The organism is Mucilaginibacter arboris, from assembly GCF_009754915.1.
GTDB lineage: Bacteria > Bacteroidota > Bacteroidia > Sphingobacteriales > Sphingobacteriaceae > Mucilaginibacter_A > Mucilaginibacter_A arboris.
Genome location: NZ_WPIK01000004.1, coordinates 93,502 through 110,608, shown reverse-complemented (window position 1 = coordinate 110,608; position 17,107 = coordinate 93,502). Strand labels below are relative to the sequence as shown.

19 protein-coding genes are annotated in these 17,107 nt (G+C 38.1%); all 19 read left to right on the top strand.

What is annotated here, in order from left to right:
* Positions 1 to 38 precede the first annotated feature (38 nt).
* The 19 genes from GO621_RS05190 to nuoL all read left to right on the top strand — a co-directional run bounded on the left by GO621_RS05190 (position 39) and on the right by nuoL (position 17,107).
* Complete coding sequence (locus GO621_RS05190; RefSeq protein WP_157564857.1) at positions 39 to 527, top strand: VOC family protein; 489 nt, start codon at positions 39 to 41, stop codon at positions 525 to 527.
* Positions 528 to 574: 47 nt separating this feature from the next.
* The gene (gene ubiE, locus GO621_RS05185; RefSeq protein WP_157564855.1) at positions 575 to 1,306 is read left to right on the top strand and encodes a bifunctional demethylmenaquinone methyltransferase/2-methoxy-6-polyprenyl-1,4-benzoquinol methylase UbiE; all 732 of its coding nucleotides are present in this window, start codon (positions 575 to 577) and stop codon (positions 1,304 to 1,306) included.
* Positions 1,303 to 2,049 (top strand): type IX secretion/gliding motility protein PorT/SprT, encoded by a 747-nt coding sequence (gene porT, locus GO621_RS05180; RefSeq protein ID WP_157564853.1) that lies wholly within the window; start codon positions 1,303 to 1,305, stop codon positions 2,047 to 2,049. The genes ubiE and porT overlap by 4 nt, the downstream gene beginning before the upstream one ends.
* Positions 2,050 to 2,109: 60 nt before the next feature.
* A complete protein-coding gene (locus tag GO621_RS05175; RefSeq protein WP_157564851.1) occupies positions 2,110 to 2,868 on the top strand; it encodes an SDR family NAD(P)-dependent oxidoreductase in 759 nt (252 codons plus the stop codon).
* 48 nt (positions 2,869 to 2,916) lie between these two features.
* Positions 2,917 to 3,363 carry a GatB/YqeY domain-containing protein gene (locus GO621_RS05170; protein WP_157564849.1) on the top strand — a complete coding sequence of 149 codons (447 nt, stop codon included), beginning with the start codon at positions 2,917 to 2,919 and terminating at the stop codon, positions 3,361 to 3,363.
* Between the two features lie 130 nt (positions 3,364 to 3,493).
* Positions 3,494 to 4,255: an alpha/beta fold hydrolase gene (locus GO621_RS05165; protein ID WP_157564847.1), complete on the top strand. Its 762-nt coding sequence runs from the start codon at positions 3,494 to 3,496 to the stop codon at positions 4,253 to 4,255.
* A gap of 1 nt (position 4,256) precedes the next feature.
* Complete coding sequence (locus GO621_RS05160) at positions 4,257 to 4,919, top strand: CBS domain-containing protein (protein ID WP_157564845.1); 663 nt, start codon at positions 4,257 to 4,259, stop codon at positions 4,917 to 4,919.
* An 8-nt stretch (positions 4,920 to 4,927) separates the two neighbouring features.
* The gene (locus GO621_RS05155; protein ID WP_157564843.1) at positions 4,928 to 5,809 is read left to right on the top strand and encodes an NAD kinase; all 882 of its coding nucleotides are present in this window, start codon (positions 4,928 to 4,930) and stop codon (positions 5,807 to 5,809) included.
* A 6-nt stretch (positions 5,810 to 5,815) separates the two neighbouring features.
* Complete coding sequence (gene porG, locus GO621_RS05150) at positions 5,816 to 6,616, top strand: type IX secretion system protein PorG (RefSeq protein WP_157564842.1); 801 nt, start codon at positions 5,816 to 5,818, stop codon at positions 6,614 to 6,616.
* Positions 6,617 to 6,921: 305 nt separating this feature from the next.
* Complete coding sequence (locus GO621_RS05145; RefSeq protein WP_157564840.1) at positions 6,922 to 7,662, top strand: isoprenyl transferase; 741 nt, start codon at positions 6,922 to 6,924, stop codon at positions 7,660 to 7,662.
* A gap of 61 nt (positions 7,663 to 7,723) precedes the next feature.
* Entirely contained in the window at positions 7,724 to 10,285 is a 2,562-nt protein-coding gene (gene bamA, locus GO621_RS05140; protein WP_157564838.1) for an outer membrane protein assembly factor BamA, read from the top strand.
* Positions 10,286 to 10,381: 96 nt separating this feature from the next.
* Positions 10,382 to 10,912, top strand: coding sequence for an OmpH family outer membrane protein (locus GO621_RS05135; protein WP_157564836.1), 531 nt, complete (start codon positions 10,382 to 10,384; stop codon positions 10,910 to 10,912).
* 49 nt (positions 10,913 to 10,961) lie between these two features.
* Entirely contained in the window at positions 10,962 to 11,474 is a 513-nt protein-coding gene (locus tag GO621_RS05130; protein ID WP_157564834.1) for an OmpH family outer membrane protein, read from the top strand.
* A gap of 70 nt (positions 11,475 to 11,544) precedes the next feature.
* Positions 11,545 to 12,351 carry a glutamate racemase gene (gene murI, locus GO621_RS05125; RefSeq protein ID WP_157564832.1) on the top strand — a complete coding sequence of 269 codons (807 nt, stop codon included), beginning with the start codon at positions 11,545 to 11,547 and terminating at the stop codon, positions 12,349 to 12,351.
* Positions 12,352 to 12,430: 79 nt separating this feature from the next.
* Complete coding sequence (gene nuoH / locus GO621_RS05120; protein ID WP_157564830.1) at positions 12,431 to 13,501, top strand: NADH-quinone oxidoreductase subunit NuoH; 1,071 nt, start codon at positions 12,431 to 12,433, stop codon at positions 13,499 to 13,501.
* Between the two features lie 133 nt (positions 13,502 to 13,634).
* Positions 13,635 to 14,216 (top strand): 4Fe-4S binding protein, encoded by a 582-nt coding sequence (locus tag GO621_RS05115; protein ID WP_157564828.1) that lies wholly within the window; start codon positions 13,635 to 13,637, stop codon positions 14,214 to 14,216.
* Between the two features lie 10 nt (positions 14,217 to 14,226).
* Entirely contained in the window at positions 14,227 to 14,766 is a 540-nt protein-coding gene (locus GO621_RS05110) for an NADH-quinone oxidoreductase subunit J family protein (protein WP_157564827.1), read from the top strand.
* Complete coding sequence (gene nuoK, locus GO621_RS05105; protein WP_157564825.1) at positions 14,759 to 15,064, top strand: NADH-quinone oxidoreductase subunit NuoK; 306 nt, start codon at positions 14,759 to 14,761, stop codon at positions 15,062 to 15,064. The genes GO621_RS05110 and nuoK overlap by 8 nt, the downstream gene beginning before the upstream one ends.
* Positions 15,065 to 15,070: 6 nt before the next feature.
* Positions 15,071 to 17,107: an NADH-quinone oxidoreductase subunit L gene (gene nuoL, locus GO621_RS05100; protein ID WP_157564823.1), complete on the top strand. Its 2,037-nt coding sequence runs from the start codon at positions 15,071 to 15,073 to the stop codon at positions 17,105 to 17,107.

Sequence of the window (17,107 nt, the reverse complement as noted above, 5' to 3'; positions counted from 1 at the left end):
CTTTGTGCTATTCTAATGTCGAATTAAAATTACCCGAAATGGATTACAAAATTCCTGCTCAAACACGTATTGGACATGTGCATTTAAAAGTAAGCGATTTGCAGCGTTCGATGGATTTTTACTGCGGATTGCTGGGTTTTGAACTGATGCAAAAGTATGGCGACCAGGCAGCTTTTATTTCTGCCGGTGGTTATCATCATCATATTGGCTTAAATACCTGGGAAAGTAAAGGCTCGGCACCAGCATCGAAAAATGCACCTGGATTATATCATACAGCGATTTTATATCCGGAGAGAAAAGATCTTGCGATAATTTTAAAACGTTTGGTTGAAGCGAAATATCCGATTACAGGACTTGCTGATCACGGTGTTTCTGAAACAATTTATTTGGATGATCCTGATAAAAACGGCGTAGAATTGTATTGGGACAGGCCACGTAATTTGTGGCCGAAGGATGAAAACGGAAATATACAGATGTTTACCAATCAGTTGGATATTACTGATTTGTTCTCCACGCTTTCTGTTTGATGATGCTTCTTTTACCACCTATTTATTTGCATCTTTGAAACATCAGCATGAATAAAACGATCACGCCTTATCAAAACGAACAGGTTACCAAAAAAGAACAGGTGGCCGATATGTTCAACAATATTTCTAAAACTTATGATTTTCTTAACCATTTTTTGTCGGTTGGGATTGATATTATCTGGCGGAAAATAGCCATCAACGAACTGAAAAAAGACAAGCCGCAACTAATTTTAGACGTTGCAACCGGGACTGGGGATTTTGCTTTTGAGGCGATTAAAATTTTGCAACCAAAAAAAATAATCGGCGTAGATATTTCGCAGGGAATGTTAAACATCGCACAAAAAAAGATCGATAAAAGAAGCATGGGCAATCGTTTTGAAGTTCGTTTAGGCGATTCTGAAAAACTTCTTTTTGATGCCAACCGGTTTGATGCGGTTACGGTTGCTTACGGCGTTCGTAATTTTGAAAACCTGGAAGCAGGATTAGCCGATATGTGCCGCGTATTAAAACCAGGCGGAAAAGCGGTTATCCTGGAGTTTTCAAAACCTAAAGTGTTTCCAATCAAACATTTGTATAATTTTTACTTCAATTATATTACGCCATTTATCGGTAAATTATTTTCTAAAGATGCGCGTGCTTATTCTTATCTGCCAGAATCTGTAGCTGCTTTTCCTGACGGGGAACGTTTTACAGGATTAATGGCGAAAGTAGGATTCAAGAATACCAAAAACCGGCCATTGGCGTTTGGCATTTGTTCTGTTTATACCGGCGTTAAATGATTTGCAGATATATACTCTTTTTAGCACTGTTTTTTTTATCTCTAACAGTTTCTGCGCAACGGGTTGTCCAGGCTTGGGCTGGCGGCGCAGACCAAAATAATTTTTCTTTCGGATACACTTTTCAATATGTAAATTCATCTTACAAAATTTTAAAGAAACCCAACTGGCGTACACCTTATTACGATCAGGGAACAAACCATTATGTTACGGATTCTTTAAGTGGCATTAGTTCGCCGGGCACAGGCGGTTTTGCTTTGGGTTTTCTGGCGCGTTACAGTGTTACCGATAATCTGGAAATTCGTACTGTGCCAACTTTGGTTTTTGCCGACCGGGCAATTAACTATCAGTACCAGACACAAGACCTGGCTCCTGATAAACAAATGATCGTATCGACAACACAAGCAGAATTTCCGCTTGAACTTAAACTAAAATCTAATCGGATCGGAAATTTCAGAGCGTATATAATTGGTGGCGCCAAATATGCTTTTGGTATCGGCAACCAGGGCAAACAGAACGAAGCAGATTTAGCTCCTTTGGAAAGAAAACTTAAAAACGTCCGTAATTTTTCTTCTTATGTAGCTGGTTTTGGCTGCGATATTTATCTGGAATACTTTAAGCTTTCTCCCGAAATCAAGCTTTCCAATTCCTTCAGCAGTGTTTTATATCCTGAAAGCAACCCTTATGCCAGTCCGTTGGAAAAACTATATCTGCACAATATTGTGTTTAGTTTAATCTTTGAATAAATTTAGAAACACAATTTCGCATTAAAAGCATTTATTGTGCTTTGACCTAATACTTCTTTTATGAACAAAATTGCATTAATTACAGGGGCAAGTTCTGGCATTGGCGAAGCTTGTGCACATGTTTTTGCCCGGGAAGGTTATAGTTTGATTTTAACCGGCCGGCAGTCAGAAAAATTAGAAAAACTGGCAGAAGCATTAAACATTCAATACAATACCGAAATTGCGGTATCTGTTTTCGATATACGAGATAAAGCAGCAGTATCGCATAATTTAGAAGTTTTGCCCGAAGCCTGGAAAAAGGTAGATGTGCTGGTTAACAATGCTGGTTTAAGCAAAGGTTTAGAGCCAGTAAACCTTGGGAATTTTGATGATTGGGACCAGATGATTGATACCAATATTAAAGGCTTATTGTACGCAACTAAAATAGTTTCCAACTGGATGGTTGCTAACGGCCGCGGACATATTGTTAATTTAGGTTCTATTGCTGGGAAAGAAGTTTACCCAAACGGCAATGTTTATTGCGCAACCAAACATGCTGTTGATGCCTTAAACAAAGCCATGCGGATTGATTTGCTGCCTCATGGAATTAAAGTTACGGCAGTAAATCCGGGCGCTGTTGAAACCAATTTTTCTAACATCAGGTTTAAGGGCGATACCGAAAGGGCAAAAAAGGTTTATGAAGGTTTTGAACCGTTGGTTGCTGCCGATATTGCCGAAACGATTTGGTTTGTTGTTTCCCGCCCGGCCCATGTTAATATCAACGATTTAACAATTATGCCTGCGGCGCAGGCAAATGGTGTTACCTTTGTGCGCAAGTAATAAAGCGTATATTATTTGTAACACAAAAAAAACACCGATAAAAGAAGCATGTTAATCGAAACAATAGACCAGGATATAAAAAAAGCCATGCTGGCTAAAGATGATGCGCGTTTAAGAGGATTAAGGGCGATCAAATCTGCCTTGTTGCTGGCACGTACAGAAAAAGGCGCATCAGAAGTTATATCAGAAGAAACGGAACTGAAAGTTTTGCAAAAACTGGTAAAACAGCGAAAAGAATCGGCTGATATTTACAAGGCACAAAACCGCGAAGATTTGTACCAGATTGAAAAAGAAGAAATGGATGTGATCGAAACCTATTTGCCAAAACAAATGGGCAGAGATGAAATTACCGCTTATTTACAGGATTTGATTCAAAAAACAGGTGCATCATCCGTAAAAGATATGGGCAAAGTAATGGGGGCTGCAAATAAAGAACTGGCCGGCAAGGCCGACGGAAAAACAATTTCTGAAATTGTAAAGCGGCTATTGCAGTAATATATATTATTGCAATTAGTAGAAACCCATTCTAAAAAAGCTAATTTTATAGCCGTTGCAACATGATATATGGTGATAGCCTTTTGGGTTTTGATTATTCTTGCAGCAAAATTATTTTGAATATACGTTTATGAACTTTGTGGTTAAAGAAGAAAAAGGCTTTAGATATGTAGAAGAAGGGAAAGGTGAAGTATTATTATTGCTGCATGGTTTAATGGGTGCTTTAAGTAACTGGGAATATGTTATTGAAGAATTTAGTAAAGAATACCGGGTAATTATTCCGATGCTGCCGATTTATGAAATGCCTTTATTAACTATTGGTGTAAAAACGCTTTCTAAATTCATTAATAAGTTTGTAAAATATAAAGAGCTGGATAATTTTATTGTTCTGGGTAATTCTTTGGGAGGGCATGTAGCGCTCATATACGCCATGTCGTACCCGGAAAAGTTAAAAGCAATGGTGCTGGCAGGAAGTTCTGGTTTGTACGAAAATGCTTTTGGCGGTTCTTTTCCTAAAAGGGAAAGCTATGAATTTATTAAAGGAAAGGTAGAATACACTTTTTACGACCCAAAAACAGCAACCAAAGAATTGGTGGATGAGGTTTATGCAAGCGTTAACGACCGCCACAAAATTATCCGGCTTTTGGCAATGGCTAAATCTGCCATTCGCCATAATATGGCTAAAGATTTACATAAAATACATATACCTGTTGCCTTAATCTGGGGTAAAAATGATAAAATTACGCCACCGGAAGTTGCTGTAGAATTTAACCAGCTACTTCCTAACGCAGAACTAACCTGGTTGGATCATTGCGGCCATGCACCTATGATGGAACAACCCGAGGAGTTTAATCGTATATTAAAAGGTTTTCTGGAAAAATTTAAAGTTTAATATGGTTGCTGCCGAACTGATTTCTGATATCATCCCGACGGTTAAAATTACAGACACGGTCGAAAAAGTTTATCTGTTACTGGCCGAGTTTCGGGTAAACGAGCTTCCTGTAGTAGAAGAAGACCAGTTCCTGGGTTTGATTACCGAAGATGACCTGATCGAAATTACCGATGAGGGATTACGGGTAAGTTCATTATCAGTTTTAAAACCTCATATTTTTGTACGTGAAAATCAACACATTTATGATGTTATCCGTATGTTCCAGGGGCAGCACCTTAGCATTTTGCCTGTGCTGGATATGAAAAACAATTACCTTGGCCTAATCCATATCAATAACTTAACCGATGCTTTTGCAACTATAACTGCCGCAGTTGAACCGGGGGCCATTATTGTACTTGAAATTGATAACAGAGACAATTCTATGGCACAAATGGCACAAATTGTAGAATCAGACAAAGCACAGGTATTAAGTTCTTACATCCGCTCTTTCCCGGATTCTACCCGTTTAGAGGTAACACTAAAAATTAATAAAAAGGAAGTATCTGTTATATTGGCCAGTTTTAACCGTTACGATTATGTAGTAAAAGCTGTATATAACCAAGCCCAAGTTGATGATGACTCGATGAACCGATATGATTTACTGATGAATTACATCAACTTATAAACCTCCTTATGAAGATTGCAGTTTACGGCAAACCGTTCAACCAGTCGGTATTACCTTTTATCAGGCAGGTTTTTGATTGTTTGATACTGCATCAAACAGAAATTTTTGTTCATACAGAACTAAATTCTTTTATCTGCAATCAACCCGGTTTTTCTGATAACCATGTTCTTTTTAATAGTTACGAAGATATTAAAGGCCGTGTTGATGTAATGCTTACCCTGGGTGGCGATGGTACTATATTAGGCACAGTTGATATTATTCGTGATTCTGGCATACCGGTTATTGGTATTAATTTTGGCCGGTTAGGGTTTTTGGCAAGCGTTAACAAAAACGATATTACGGCCGCCATTCATGCCTTGATAAACAAACAATTCACGCTTGACAGCAGGATTTTACTGCAAATAGAATCAGCGCCTGTTGTGTTCAGGAACCAGAACATTGCTTTAAATGATATTACCATACATAAGCGCGATAATGCAGCCATGATTACTGTTCACGCTTTTTTAAATGATGAATTCCTGAATTCTTACTGGGGCGATGGCATCATCGTTTCAACACCAACCGGTTCTACTGCTTATTCTTTAAGTTGTGGCGGGCCAATTGTTTTTCCGCAGTCTGGCAATTTCGTTATCACACCTATTTCGCCACATAATTTAAATGTGCGGCCTATCATTGTTTCTGATGACCGAAAGCTCACTTTTAAAGTAGAAACCCGGAACACGAATTACCTTGTATCCTGCGATTCTAAAACCGAAACGATTGATTCTTCCAGCGTTTTTACCATTCAAAAAGCCGGATATCATTTAAATCTGATCAGGCTGAATAATGAAAGTTATTTATCCACGTTAAGGAACAAATTAATGTGGGGATTAGATGCGCGTAATTACTGATTTTTAATGCTGATGCGTAAACTTTTTGTCCTGCTTTTTTTACTGCTGGTTTCTTTCGGGTCTTTTGCCCAGAAGTGGGAACCGGGTTTATTTGCAGGCTCTTCCGGTTACATGGGCGATTTTAACCAGAACAATCCTTTAAAATTTACTGATTTTTCTGTCGGTGCTTTTGTTAAATACAACTTTAGCGGTTATTTTTCGGCTAAACTGGGATATACTTATGGTACAATCCGTGGTGCAGACAGCTTATCGTCTAACCAGCAGTTGCGTAACCGTAACCTTAGTTTTTTTTCTGCCTTAAACGAAGTATCGCTAACCGGCGAACTGAACTTTTTTAATTATCAACCAGGAATCAGTTTAAAAAGATGGTCGCCGTTTATGTTTGCGGGCGTAGCTGTTGTTAATTATAATCCTAAAACAGTATATCAGGGAGATACCTACGTACTGCGGCCTTTAAAAACGGAAGGGCAACAAAAAGAATATCCTTACACGGCTATAAGTATTCCTTATGGCGTTGGCGTTAAGGTTAATTTTTATAAAAGCTGGAACTTAGGTTTGGAACTTGGCTATCGCACGGCTTTTACAAATTACTTAGATGATGTAAGCGGATTTTATGCCAATAAAAACAGTATGGATAATTCCTATTCCAGGGCTTTATCAGACCGGTCTGGCGAAAAAACAGGTTATTACATCGGTTCGACAGGTTCACAGCGAGGGGATTTGCAAAAAAGGGACACTTATATGATTGCAGGTTTTACTATTTCTTACACATTCATCAGTCAGAAATGTCCGGTTGTGCAATATTAATTTTTTGCTGGTAAAAGAAGCATTAGCTGGGTGCTGTTTAACTCAGCATATTTTTCCACAATTAAATTGACACTCAGCAGGTACACGATAATTTGAAGATTAATTTTACCTTTGCTCCCTGAAATTTTTAGATTGAGAGAAGCGTAATGATAATATAAATTACATAATATCAATTTTAAAAACAGGGGCTTATCCTTAAAAAATGGCTATTAAAGGATAATCTTTTATGACAAACTGAGTTGAAAAACAATAAACAATCTGAAAGATAGCCATTACCTGCAAGGGTTAATGCACTAAACTGGTCAATGGATTTCAAAGCACAAATAGATAAAACAAAGCTGCCCAAACACGTAGCTATTATTATGGACGGGAATGGGCGCTGGGCAAAAGGAAAAGGAAAGCTCCGGGTGTTCGGGCACCATAACGGTGTTTTGGCAGTACGCGATGTAGTGGAAGGTGCCGGCGAGCTGGGTATAGCTTATTTAACTTTATATACTTTTTCTTCTGAAAACTGGAACCGGCCGAAATATGAAGTTACAGCAATAATGGAATTGCTGATCTCGACCATCAATAAAGAAATTAAAAAATTGATGGAAAACAATGTACGCCTGAATGCGATTGGCGACCTGGATATGCTTCCCGGAAAATGCTACCAGGAATTGCATGCTGCCATTAATAAAACATCGGCTAACACCGGCCTGGTGTTAACGCTGGCTTTGAGTTATAGTTCCAGGCGCGAAATTGTAAGCGCAGCAAAAAAACTGGCCGAAAAAGTAGAACGCGGCGAATTAAAAGCGGCTGATATTAATGAAGATTTATTTGTACAGCAACTGCATACTTCTGAAATGCCTGACCCTGAACTTTTAATCAGGACCAGTGGCGAATACCGGATCAGCAATTACCTACTTTGGCAAATTGCTTATGCCGAACTTTATTTTACAGCCAAATTATGGCCGGATTACCGCAAAGAAGATTTGTTTGAAGCCGTTTTAGATTACCAGCGAAGGGAACGACGTTTTGGGATGACGAGCGAGCAGGTGAACTAATTTTTAATGTTTAACACTTTTTAACAACTCTTTAAATTACTTTAGCCTCCAAATTCTACGAATGAACAGGTACTTTTTAGCACTAATTTTCTGTACAATATCTTCTGCTGTTCTGGCCCAGGTGGGCAGGCAGGCAACTGCAACACAGGTTTTGCCTGCAGATAGTTTAAGTTATCTTAATCCAAAAGAACTTACTATTGGGGCAGTTACCGTAACAGGTTCGCAATATCTGGATAAAGATGTTTTGATTAAAATATCACAATTAAACAAGGGCGATAAAATTACCGTTCCCAGCGATGCAACCTCAAATGTTATTAAAAACCTCTGGTTGCAGGGATTGTTTGACGATGTTAAATTATTATATACTTTACGCAATGACACAATTAACTTCGAAATTAATGTAAAAGAACGCCCGCGGCTTTCAAAAATGAACCTGAAAGGTATCCGTAAAGGCGAAGTTGAAGATGTGCAAAAAAAGCTAAAAGACAAAACAGGAAAAATTGTTAACGAAAACCTACTGAACACAACTACCGCTATTATTAAAAAGCATTTTGCAGAAAAAGGTTATCTAAACACAACAGTTGATATTAAACAACGCAAAGATGCGGGCGAAGCCAATAGCATGATCCTGGATGTTTATATTGATAAAAAAACCAAAGTAAAAGTAAACAGTATCGCTTTTACAGGCAATACTGCTTTTAAGGATGCAAAATTGAAGAAGTACCTGAAAAAAACAAGGGAAAAGAAATGGTATAATCTGTTTGGTTCTAAAAAGTTTTTGCGGGATAAATACGAGGAAGATAAGCAAACCCTGGTTTCTAAAATGCAGGGCAATGGTTACCGTGATGCAGAAGTTTTGAGTGATTCTGTATGGAAAAACAACGAAGAAACGGTTAACATTAAAATTAAAATTTACGAAGGGCCTAAATATTATTTCGGCAACATTACCTGGTCTGGCAATGCAAAATACCCGACTAAGATTTTAAATACACTTTTAAGGATTAAAAAAGGTGATGTTTTTAGTGAAGAAGAACTGAACAAACGTTTAAGCGGTTCTCCTAACGGTGATGATATTTCTTCTCTTTACCTCAATGATGGTTATTTAACTTATCAGACTGATCCGGTTCAAACCCGCATCCATAATGATACAATTGATGTGGACCTGCGGGTTTATGAAGGGCCGCAATACACCATTAATAATGTGATTATTAAAGGAAATGAGGTAACCAATGATAAAGTTATCCGCAGGGAAATCCGTACAAAACCAGGTCAGAAATTTTCTAAAGAAGCAATTGTAAGAAGTACACAGGCAATTACACAGCTTGGAAACTTTGACGAACAAAAAATTGATCCACGGCCAACCAATATTAACCCGAACGACGGAACGGTAGATATTCTGTACAATGTGGTTGAAAAACCATCTGACCAGATTGAGCTTTCCGGAGGTTTTGGAGGAGGAAGTATTGTTGGAACGTTAGGTTTAACTTTCAACAACTTCTCTTTAAGAAATATTTTTAACCTTAAAGCTTACAAGCCGCTTCCAAAAGGCGACGGAGAGAAGCTAAGTTTACGCGGACAGGCTAACGGAAAGAACTATCAAAACTTTTCTTTTACTTATTCCGAACCCTGGTTTGGTGGTAAAAAGCCTGTTAATTTTGGTATAACTGCTTATACACAATTGCAATCTAATGGTAACAACGGTTTAAATGGTTATGCTGCTGTTAGTAAAAACGACCCTGCTTATTATGGCGTTACCATCAATGGTGTTTCGGCAACTATTGGCAAGCAGTTAAAATGGCCGGATGATTACTTTAACTTAAGCCATACCTTAAGTTTTGACCATTACAATCTGGTTAATTATCCCGGTTATTTATTTTCTAATGGTAAGTCCATCAACATTAAATTAACTGAAACACTGAGCCGTTACTCACTTGATGCGCCCATATTTCCAACGTCTGGTTCTAACATCCGCATAACTGCACAATTTACACCTCCTTATTCTTTATTTAACAATGTAAATTATTCCATTGCAACCGCGCAGGAACGTTACCATTTTGTAGAATATTATAAAGCTAAGTTTGAAGGCCAATGGTTTCAGAAAATTTATGGCAAGCTTGTTTTAAAAGCACAATCGCAATTTGGCTTTTTAAGCTCTTATAATAGTGCAGTTGGGCAATCGCCGTTTGAACGTTTTAAGTTAGGTGGTGATGGTATGCAGAGTTACCAGTTTTTACAAGGTTCTGAAATTATCGGTTTAAGAGGTTACGAAAACTTTGATATTGTGCCTTTAGGGTCAAACATAAATACTGCCAGTACATCCGGTAGCCCGATTTTTGATAAGTTTCAGTTAGAGTTACGCCATCCGGTTATTGCAAGCCAGTCGGCAACTATCTTTTTATTGGCTTTTACCGAAGGTGGTAATACCTGGAATTCATTCAATGAATTTGCACCATTTAATATCAGGCGTTCTGCTGGTATCGGTGCACGTATATTCCTGCCGATATTTGGTTTGCTTGGTTTAGATTATGGTTATGGTTTTGATGCGATCCCTGGTTTGCCAACTGCTAACAAAGGCCATTTTCACTTCTCCATTGCACAAAGTTTAAGTGGCTCATTTAATTAATCCTGATTTGTTAACTGATTTAAATAGAAAATAAAGGCTTTCGTCAAATTTGTTTTTCTGAGATTTTCAAAAAAGTAATTTACGTAGGTTTGTAGTATGAAAAGATTATTTTTAACCCTGTTATTTCCGTTGCTGGCTGCAACAGCAACATTTGCACAGCGTTTTGCTTATGTTGATTCTGAATATATTTTAAAGCACGTACCGGAATATGCTTCTTCACAAAAGCAAATTGCAGCTATATCAGACCAGTGGCAAAAAGAAACTGATACACGTTTCCAGGAAATTGACCGCATGTACAAAGCCTACCAGGCAGATCAGGTTTTAATGACCGGCGACATGAAAAAGCGCCGTGAAAACGAAATCATTGAAAAGGAAAAAGCCGCAAAAGATTTTCAGCGTCAGAAGTTTGGGCCGGATGGCGAACTTGCACAACGCAGTACAACGTTGATTAAACCTATACAGGATAGAGTGGCCAAAGCTGTACAAGCCATTGCAGAAAGCGAAAACCTGGATATGATTTTTGATAAAAACAGCGAAGTGATAATGCTGTATGCAAATCCGCGTTACAATAAAAGCGATGCTGTTATTACCCGTTTGGGTTTAAAGCCAGGCGTATTTGCCAAATAAAATAAATTGTTTAAAATAGCACACATAAAAAATCACCATAATAAAAAAAATGAAAAAATTATTTAAAGTTGCTTTAGTTGCCGGATGTTTGTTCTTTGCAGGAAATATAGCTGAAGCACAATCTAAAATTGGCCATATTAATTTTAACCAGTTAATTGACCAGATGCCTGACACTAAAACTATTCAAAAACAAATTCAGGATTATTCGAAAACGTTTTCCGATCAGTTAACTGCCATGCAAACCGAGTTAACTACTAATGCACAAGCTTATGATGCTAAAAGAGCTTCTATGACTGATGCTGCCCGTACAGCTAAAGAAGCTGAACTGCAAGATCAAAACAAACGTTTGCAGGATTTTAACACCAAAGCGCAACAACAGGTTAACGATAAAACCAACCAGCTTTCAAAACCATTGTTGGATAAAGCCCGCAGTGCTGTACAGGCTGTAGCTAAAGAAAAAGGATATACTTATGTATTTGATACTGCCCAAACAGAATTATTGGTATCTCCTGAAGCAGATAACCTGATGGCTGCTGTTAAAGCTAAATTAGGTTTAAAATAAAATACTTCTTTTATCCACTAAAAAGCGATGTTCTTATACAAATGAACATCGCTTTTTTTATTTTAGCCCGATGCCTGCAAACCAGCCTATTGGTGTTTTTGATTCCGGCATTGGCGGATTAACAGTTGCCAGTGCGATAAATAAATTGATGCCAAAAGAAGCATTGGTTTATTTTGGTGATACCGCCCATTTGCCTTACGGTGATAAATCGGCGGAAGCCATTAAATATTACTCGCTCAAAATTGCCAAATTCTTAATTGACGAAGGTTGTAAAGCCATTGTAATTGCCTGTAATACAGCTTCTTCTTTAGCTTACCATGATTTAAAGCTGTTTCTGGGCAATCAAATTCCAATTTACAGTGTAATTGATCCCGTTGTTGAATACATGACCACTACCGATCATTATCAGAATATTGGTGTAATTGCAACCCGTGCAACTATCAAATCAGATATTTACGCTCAGAAAATTCGGCAGAAAAAAAGCGACATTCAAGTTCATTCTTTGGCAACACCTTTGTTAGTACCGATGATTGAAGAAGGTTTTTTTAACGATCAGATCAGCAGTACACTTATCCATACTTATCTTTCTGATCCTAAATTGCAGGATATTGATAGTTTAATTTTAGGTTGTACGCATTATCCGCTTATCCGGAATGAAATTGCTGCTTATTATCAACCTCAGATTGATATTATTGACAATACCGAAATTGTGGCCAGGCATCTGCAAAAAGAGTTAGAGCGAATGGATTTGTTAAATAAAGGTGAGGATACAACACATCGTTTTTATGTTTCCGATTATACCGATTCGTTTGAAAAAAGTACACAGTTGTTTTTTGGTCAGCAAATTCATTTGAACCTTCGTCAAATCTGGGATTAACCAATCGCTTTATTCCTTTTCTGCCTGTTAACAATCGTTCTTAATAAGTAAGTTTGCAGCTTAGTTAACTTATTTTGTTTTGAACCATTACGTCATTAGCATTTTTGTTGCCCTGGTACTTTTTGCTTTTGTAGCGCTGTTTACAACGTTTGGCGTTTATGCCGAACGTAAGGTTTCAGCGTTTATACAAGATCGTTTAGGGCCGATGGAAACCGGAAAATATGGTTCATTACAGGTTTTTGCAGATATGCTTAAAATGCTGCAAAAAGAACTGATTACACCGTTGGTAGCAGATAAAGCCTTATTTGCACTTGCTCCAATTATTATTTTTGTGGCTGTTTATTTAGGTTTTGCCGCTTTGCCCTGGGCGCCCGGTTTAATCCCGGCTAATATAAATGTAGGTATATTTTACATTCTGGCGGTTTTATCAATCGAAACGGTAGGCATTTTAATGGCTGGCTGGGGTTCTAACAATAAATATGCTTTGTTAGGCGCTGTGCGTTCTGTTGCGCAAATTGTATCTTATGAAATACCCGCTGGCTTTGCTATTATCGCCGTTGTAATGATTTCTCAAACGTTGGATTTGCAGGAGATTTCCAGGCAGCAGGGAATTTTATCAGCAGAAAATGTAAAGTTTTTAGGTTTTATGCCGGTAAAAGAAGTAGGCGGGATTTTGGCCTGGAACATCTTTCGTGCGCCACATCTGATTATTGCTTTTGTGATCTATTTTATCGCTTCGCTGGCAGAAAGTAACCGTGCACCATTCGATATCCCGGAAGCAGAATCAGAACTGGTTGCAGGTTTTCATACAGAATATAGTGGTATCCGCTTTGCACTGGTTTTTCTGGCAGAATATTCTATGATGTTTTTGGTATCGATGGTTGGCGTGATCTTGTTTTTAGGTTCATGGAATACACCTTTACCAAATATAGGTGCTGTAAAATTAGCGGACTGGACAACCGGAAATGTTTGGGGAATCGGCTGGATATTTTTTAAATCATTACTGTTAATTGCTTTGCAAATGTGGGTCCGATGGACTTTACCACGTTTTCGGGTAGATCAGTTAATGGATTTATGCTGGAAGGTTTTAACACCGCTGGCTTTTTTATGTATGCTTATTTCGGGGATTTGGCGGTTATGGTTAATGTAGAATTTAAGGCCGTGTTATTTAGACGGGTTTATGTCATTCCGACGATAGGGGGAATCTTCATCGAAGAAGAATCTTACTTTTCTAAGAAGATTTCTCCCGTTGGTCAAAATGACAAAAAAGAAAGAAGAAAGAAATGTTTAACGATATCATAAAAGGATTTGCAACAGCAGGAAAAGGTTTAGGCCTCACCCTGAAACATCTTTTTGCTGCTAAAAACAGCAGAGGACCTGTTTCTATACAATCAAACAATTATTTTAAGCAGCAGGAAGGAAATGTTACCATCCAATATCCGCATCAAACTTTACCGGTTCCGGAAGTTGGTCGTTACCAGTTGTTTGTGGAAATGGATGATTGTATTGTTTGCGATCTTTGTGCAAAAATTTGTCCGGTAAATTGTATTTCTATTGAATCAATCAAATCTACAGAAGCAATCGGACATACATCGGATGGTACGACCAAACGCCTATATGCAGCCAAGTTTGATATTGATATGGCCAAGTGTATGTACTGCGGTTTGTGTACAACGGTTTGTCCGACGGAATGCATCACGATGACGAACCAATATGATAAAAGTGTGGAAGAGTTAAGTTTGCTGAATTATAATTTTGCTACGATGACGGCAGCAGAAGCCGAAGAAAAACGCTTGGCATTAGAAAAACAGCAGGCAGAAAAACTGGCTGCAAAACAAGCTGCACTTAAGCAAAAAAAAGACTGATAAAAGAAGCATGGAACAAGGCATATTTATTTTTCTGGCATTGGTAACTATTGCATCTGCTTGTTTTGTAGCAGCAAGCAACAACTTAGTGCGTTCGGTTTTTATGTTCTTTGTTACCTTATTTGCTGTTGCCGGTTTGTATGTTTTTGCCCTGGCAGATTTTGTTGCGGTAACCCAAATTGTAATTTATGTTGGCGGCGTTTTAGTGCTGATGCTGTTTACCTTTATGTTATCGAGCAAAGAAACCCTGGAGAAATTAGAACGCAGCAAACAACCTTTTTTTACACTAAAACAATTTCCGGCATTGCTGGTGGCAGCAGGATTTTTAATAGTGCTGGTTAATGCCGTAACTAAATTGCATCCAAACCAGTTAACGTGGGTAATAAATGCGCAAAACAATACTTTTCATCCGCAGGATAATACGGTTACTAATATCGGCATCAATTTAATGACTGCTTATTTATTGCCTTTTGAAGCCATTTCTATTTTGCTGATGATGGCACTGATTGGCGCCGCACATTTAGCCAGAAAGGAGCAGGGCAATGATTAACCTGCAAACCTTTATGCTGATTAGTACGTGTTTATTTTGCATTGGTATTTATATGGTGCTTACTAAAAATAATGCCATTCAGGTTTTAATTGGGATTGAATTTATGATTAACGCTGCCGTTATCAATCTCGTTGCTTTTGGTAAATATGACCGTTACCATAACAGCGGACAAATATTTGCCTTGTTTGCCATTGTTTTGGCTGCTGCCGCAACCGCTGTTGCGTTAGCTATAATTTTAAATGTTTACCGGAGGTTTAAAACTATCGATCCGGCAAAAATTGATGCTTTAAAAGATTAGAATTATTTGGAACAGATCTATACTTTACAAACTCATTCTTCCGAAATACAACTGGCATTAGCTGCTGTATTGCTGCCTTTTGCTGCTTTTATCATCAATTTTTTGCTGCCAAAAACAGTATTGAATAAAGGGGAAGGCTTGTTTTCTACTGTTTGTATTTTATTTAGCTTGATCTGCTCTTGTTTATTATTTGCAAAAGTCTGGGCCCGGAAACCAATACACGAACAAGTATTATGGTTTCAAATAGGAACTATAAAAATTTACGCCGGTTTACTGCTTAATAATCTTTCGGTGCTGATGCTGCCTTTGGTTTCGGGCATTGCACTGGCAGTTCACATATATTCTGTTGCTTACATGCACGATGATCTGATGTTCCGCCGCTACTTTCGTTACCTCAGTTTCTTTTGCTTTGCCATGATGGCTTTGGTAGTTTCAGATAACCTGCTGCTAATGTACGCCTTTTGGGAACTGGTTGGTTTTGCTTCCTATTTACTGATTGGTTTTTGGTTTACCCGGGAAAAAGCAGTCCAAGCAAATAAAAAAGCTTTTATCATGAACAGGATAGGAGATATTGGTTTCCTGATTGGCATCATGATCCTGTTTGCACATTTCCATACGTTCGATCTAATTACTTTATTTAATTATCCAACTAATTTTTCTTCTTCCGGAAATCTATCCGGAACATGGCTCATCGTTGCCGGGATTTGTTTTTTCCTAGGCGCAACAGCCAAATCAGCACAGTTTCCTTTACATACCTGGTTGCCCGATGCCATGGAAGGCCCAACTTCTGTTTCCGCATTAATCCATGCCGCTACCATGGTTGCTGCCGGTGTTTTTTTGTTAGCGCGCGTTTATCCTGTTTTTAATCCGGATGTAAAGCTCATTATTACCATCGTTGGCACTTTTACCGCTTTTATGGCTGCTACTATTGCCCTCACCCAAAACGATCTGAAAAAAATATTGGCTTATTCTACCATTTCGCAATTAGGTTTTATGGTTGCTGCCATGGGCATCGGCGCTTACGCTTCTTCGTTGTTCCATCTGGCAACACATGCTTTTTTTAAGTGCCTTTTATTTCTTTCTGCAGGCGTAATTATTCACGAAATGCAGCACATCAAAGAAAAACTGCATTTGGATATTGATCCGCAGAATATTTTATATATGGGCGGCTTGCGTAAAGTATTGCCGATAACCTTTATCACTTGTATTATTGCTGCTTTGGCGTTAATCGGTTTTCCGCTTACTTCCGGTTATTTATCAAAAGACGGCATATTAATTCAGGCTTTTGAATGGGCTGAAGGCAGAAGTTTTCTATATCAGCTCATTCCAATCTTCATCTTAATTACCAGTTGGTTAACTGCTTTTTACATTTCCCGTTTGTTATTTAAAGTTTTTTGGGGAGAATCCAGGTTAAAAGAAATGATACCAACTTTTGAGTATCATCCTTCCAAAGAAAACAAGCTTTTTACCTGGCCGATGCTGTTTTTATCGGTGTTTTGTTTGTTCCCGTTTTTCTCACTTAATCCGCTCCTTTACGAGCATGCCTGGCTTTTCCGCGGTTTCCTGGCGGCTGATTATTTTGAACGGGAAAACATTTATCATACCATTATTCCCGCTGCCGTAAATCTGATTACTGTTCCGGTTGTTTACCTGGCTTATGCCCGGTACATCAATCAAAATATAAAGTGGTTTCCCGAAAGCGGTTTCCTGTTCCGCTTGTCGTACAACCATTGGTATATCGATCAGTTCTACCAGAATTATATTGCAAAAAGCGTGGTTTGGACCGGCAGAAAAATATATGCTTTTGATCTTTTTGTAATTGATGGTTTGGTTAATCTGATTGCAAAGGTTGGATTAATTATATCTCAAATAAGCAACTGGCTAGATAAATATATTATTGATGGTGCAGTTAATTTCATTGCCTTTCGTATCCGCGATATTGGTAGTTTTGCCCGTGGTTTCCAAACCGGAAAAGTGCAGCAATATTTGTTAACCATGCTGATTTTTATTTTAAGTATTTACATTTTCAAGATATTGATTTAG

Coding starts and splice junctions, on each gene's coding strand:
- GO621_RS05190 (WP_157564857.1), top strand. CDS start 39: ATGGATTACAAAATTCCTGCTCAAACACGTATTGGACATGTGCATTTA.
- ubiE (WP_157564855.1), top strand. CDS start 575: ATGAATAAAACGATCACGCCTTATCAAAACGAACAGGTTACCAAAAAA.
- porT (WP_157564853.1), top strand. CDS start 1,303: ATGATTTGCAGATATATACTCTTTTTAGCACTGTTTTTTTTATCTCTA.
- GO621_RS05175 (WP_157564851.1), top strand. CDS start 2,110: ATGAACAAAATTGCATTAATTACAGGGGCAAGTTCTGGCATTGGCGAA.
- GO621_RS05170 (WP_157564849.1), top strand. CDS start 2,917: ATGTTAATCGAAACAATAGACCAGGATATAAAAAAAGCCATGCTGGCT.
- GO621_RS05165 (WP_157564847.1), top strand. CDS start 3,494: ATGAACTTTGTGGTTAAAGAAGAAAAAGGCTTTAGATATGTAGAAGAA.
- GO621_RS05160 (WP_157564845.1), top strand. CDS start 4,257: ATGGTTGCTGCCGAACTGATTTCTGATATCATCCCGACGGTTAAAATT.
- GO621_RS05155 (WP_157564843.1), top strand. CDS start 4,928: ATGAAGATTGCAGTTTACGGCAAACCGTTCAACCAGTCGGTATTACCT.
- porG (WP_157564842.1), top strand. CDS start 5,816: ATGCTGATGCGTAAACTTTTTGTCCTGCTTTTTTTACTGCTGGTTTCT.
- GO621_RS05145 (WP_157564840.1), top strand. CDS start 6,922: ATGGATTTCAAAGCACAAATAGATAAAACAAAGCTGCCCAAACACGTA.
- bamA (WP_157564838.1), top strand. CDS start 7,724: ATGAACAGGTACTTTTTAGCACTAATTTTCTGTACAATATCTTCTGCT.
- GO621_RS05135 (WP_157564836.1), top strand. CDS start 10,382: ATGAAAAGATTATTTTTAACCCTGTTATTTCCGTTGCTGGCTGCAACA.
- GO621_RS05130 (WP_157564834.1), top strand. CDS start 10,962: ATGAAAAAATTATTTAAAGTTGCTTTAGTTGCCGGATGTTTGTTCTTT.
- murI (WP_157564832.1), top strand. CDS start 11,545: ATGCCTGCAAACCAGCCTATTGGTGTTTTTGATTCCGGCATTGGCGGA.
- GO621_RS05115 (WP_157564828.1), top strand. CDS start 13,635: ATGTTTAACGATATCATAAAAGGATTTGCAACAGCAGGAAAAGGTTTA.
- GO621_RS05110 (WP_157564827.1), top strand. CDS start 14,227: ATGGAACAAGGCATATTTATTTTTCTGGCATTGGTAACTATTGCATCT.
- nuoK (WP_157564825.1), top strand. CDS start 14,759: ATGATTAACCTGCAAACCTTTATGCTGATTAGTACGTGTTTATTTTGC.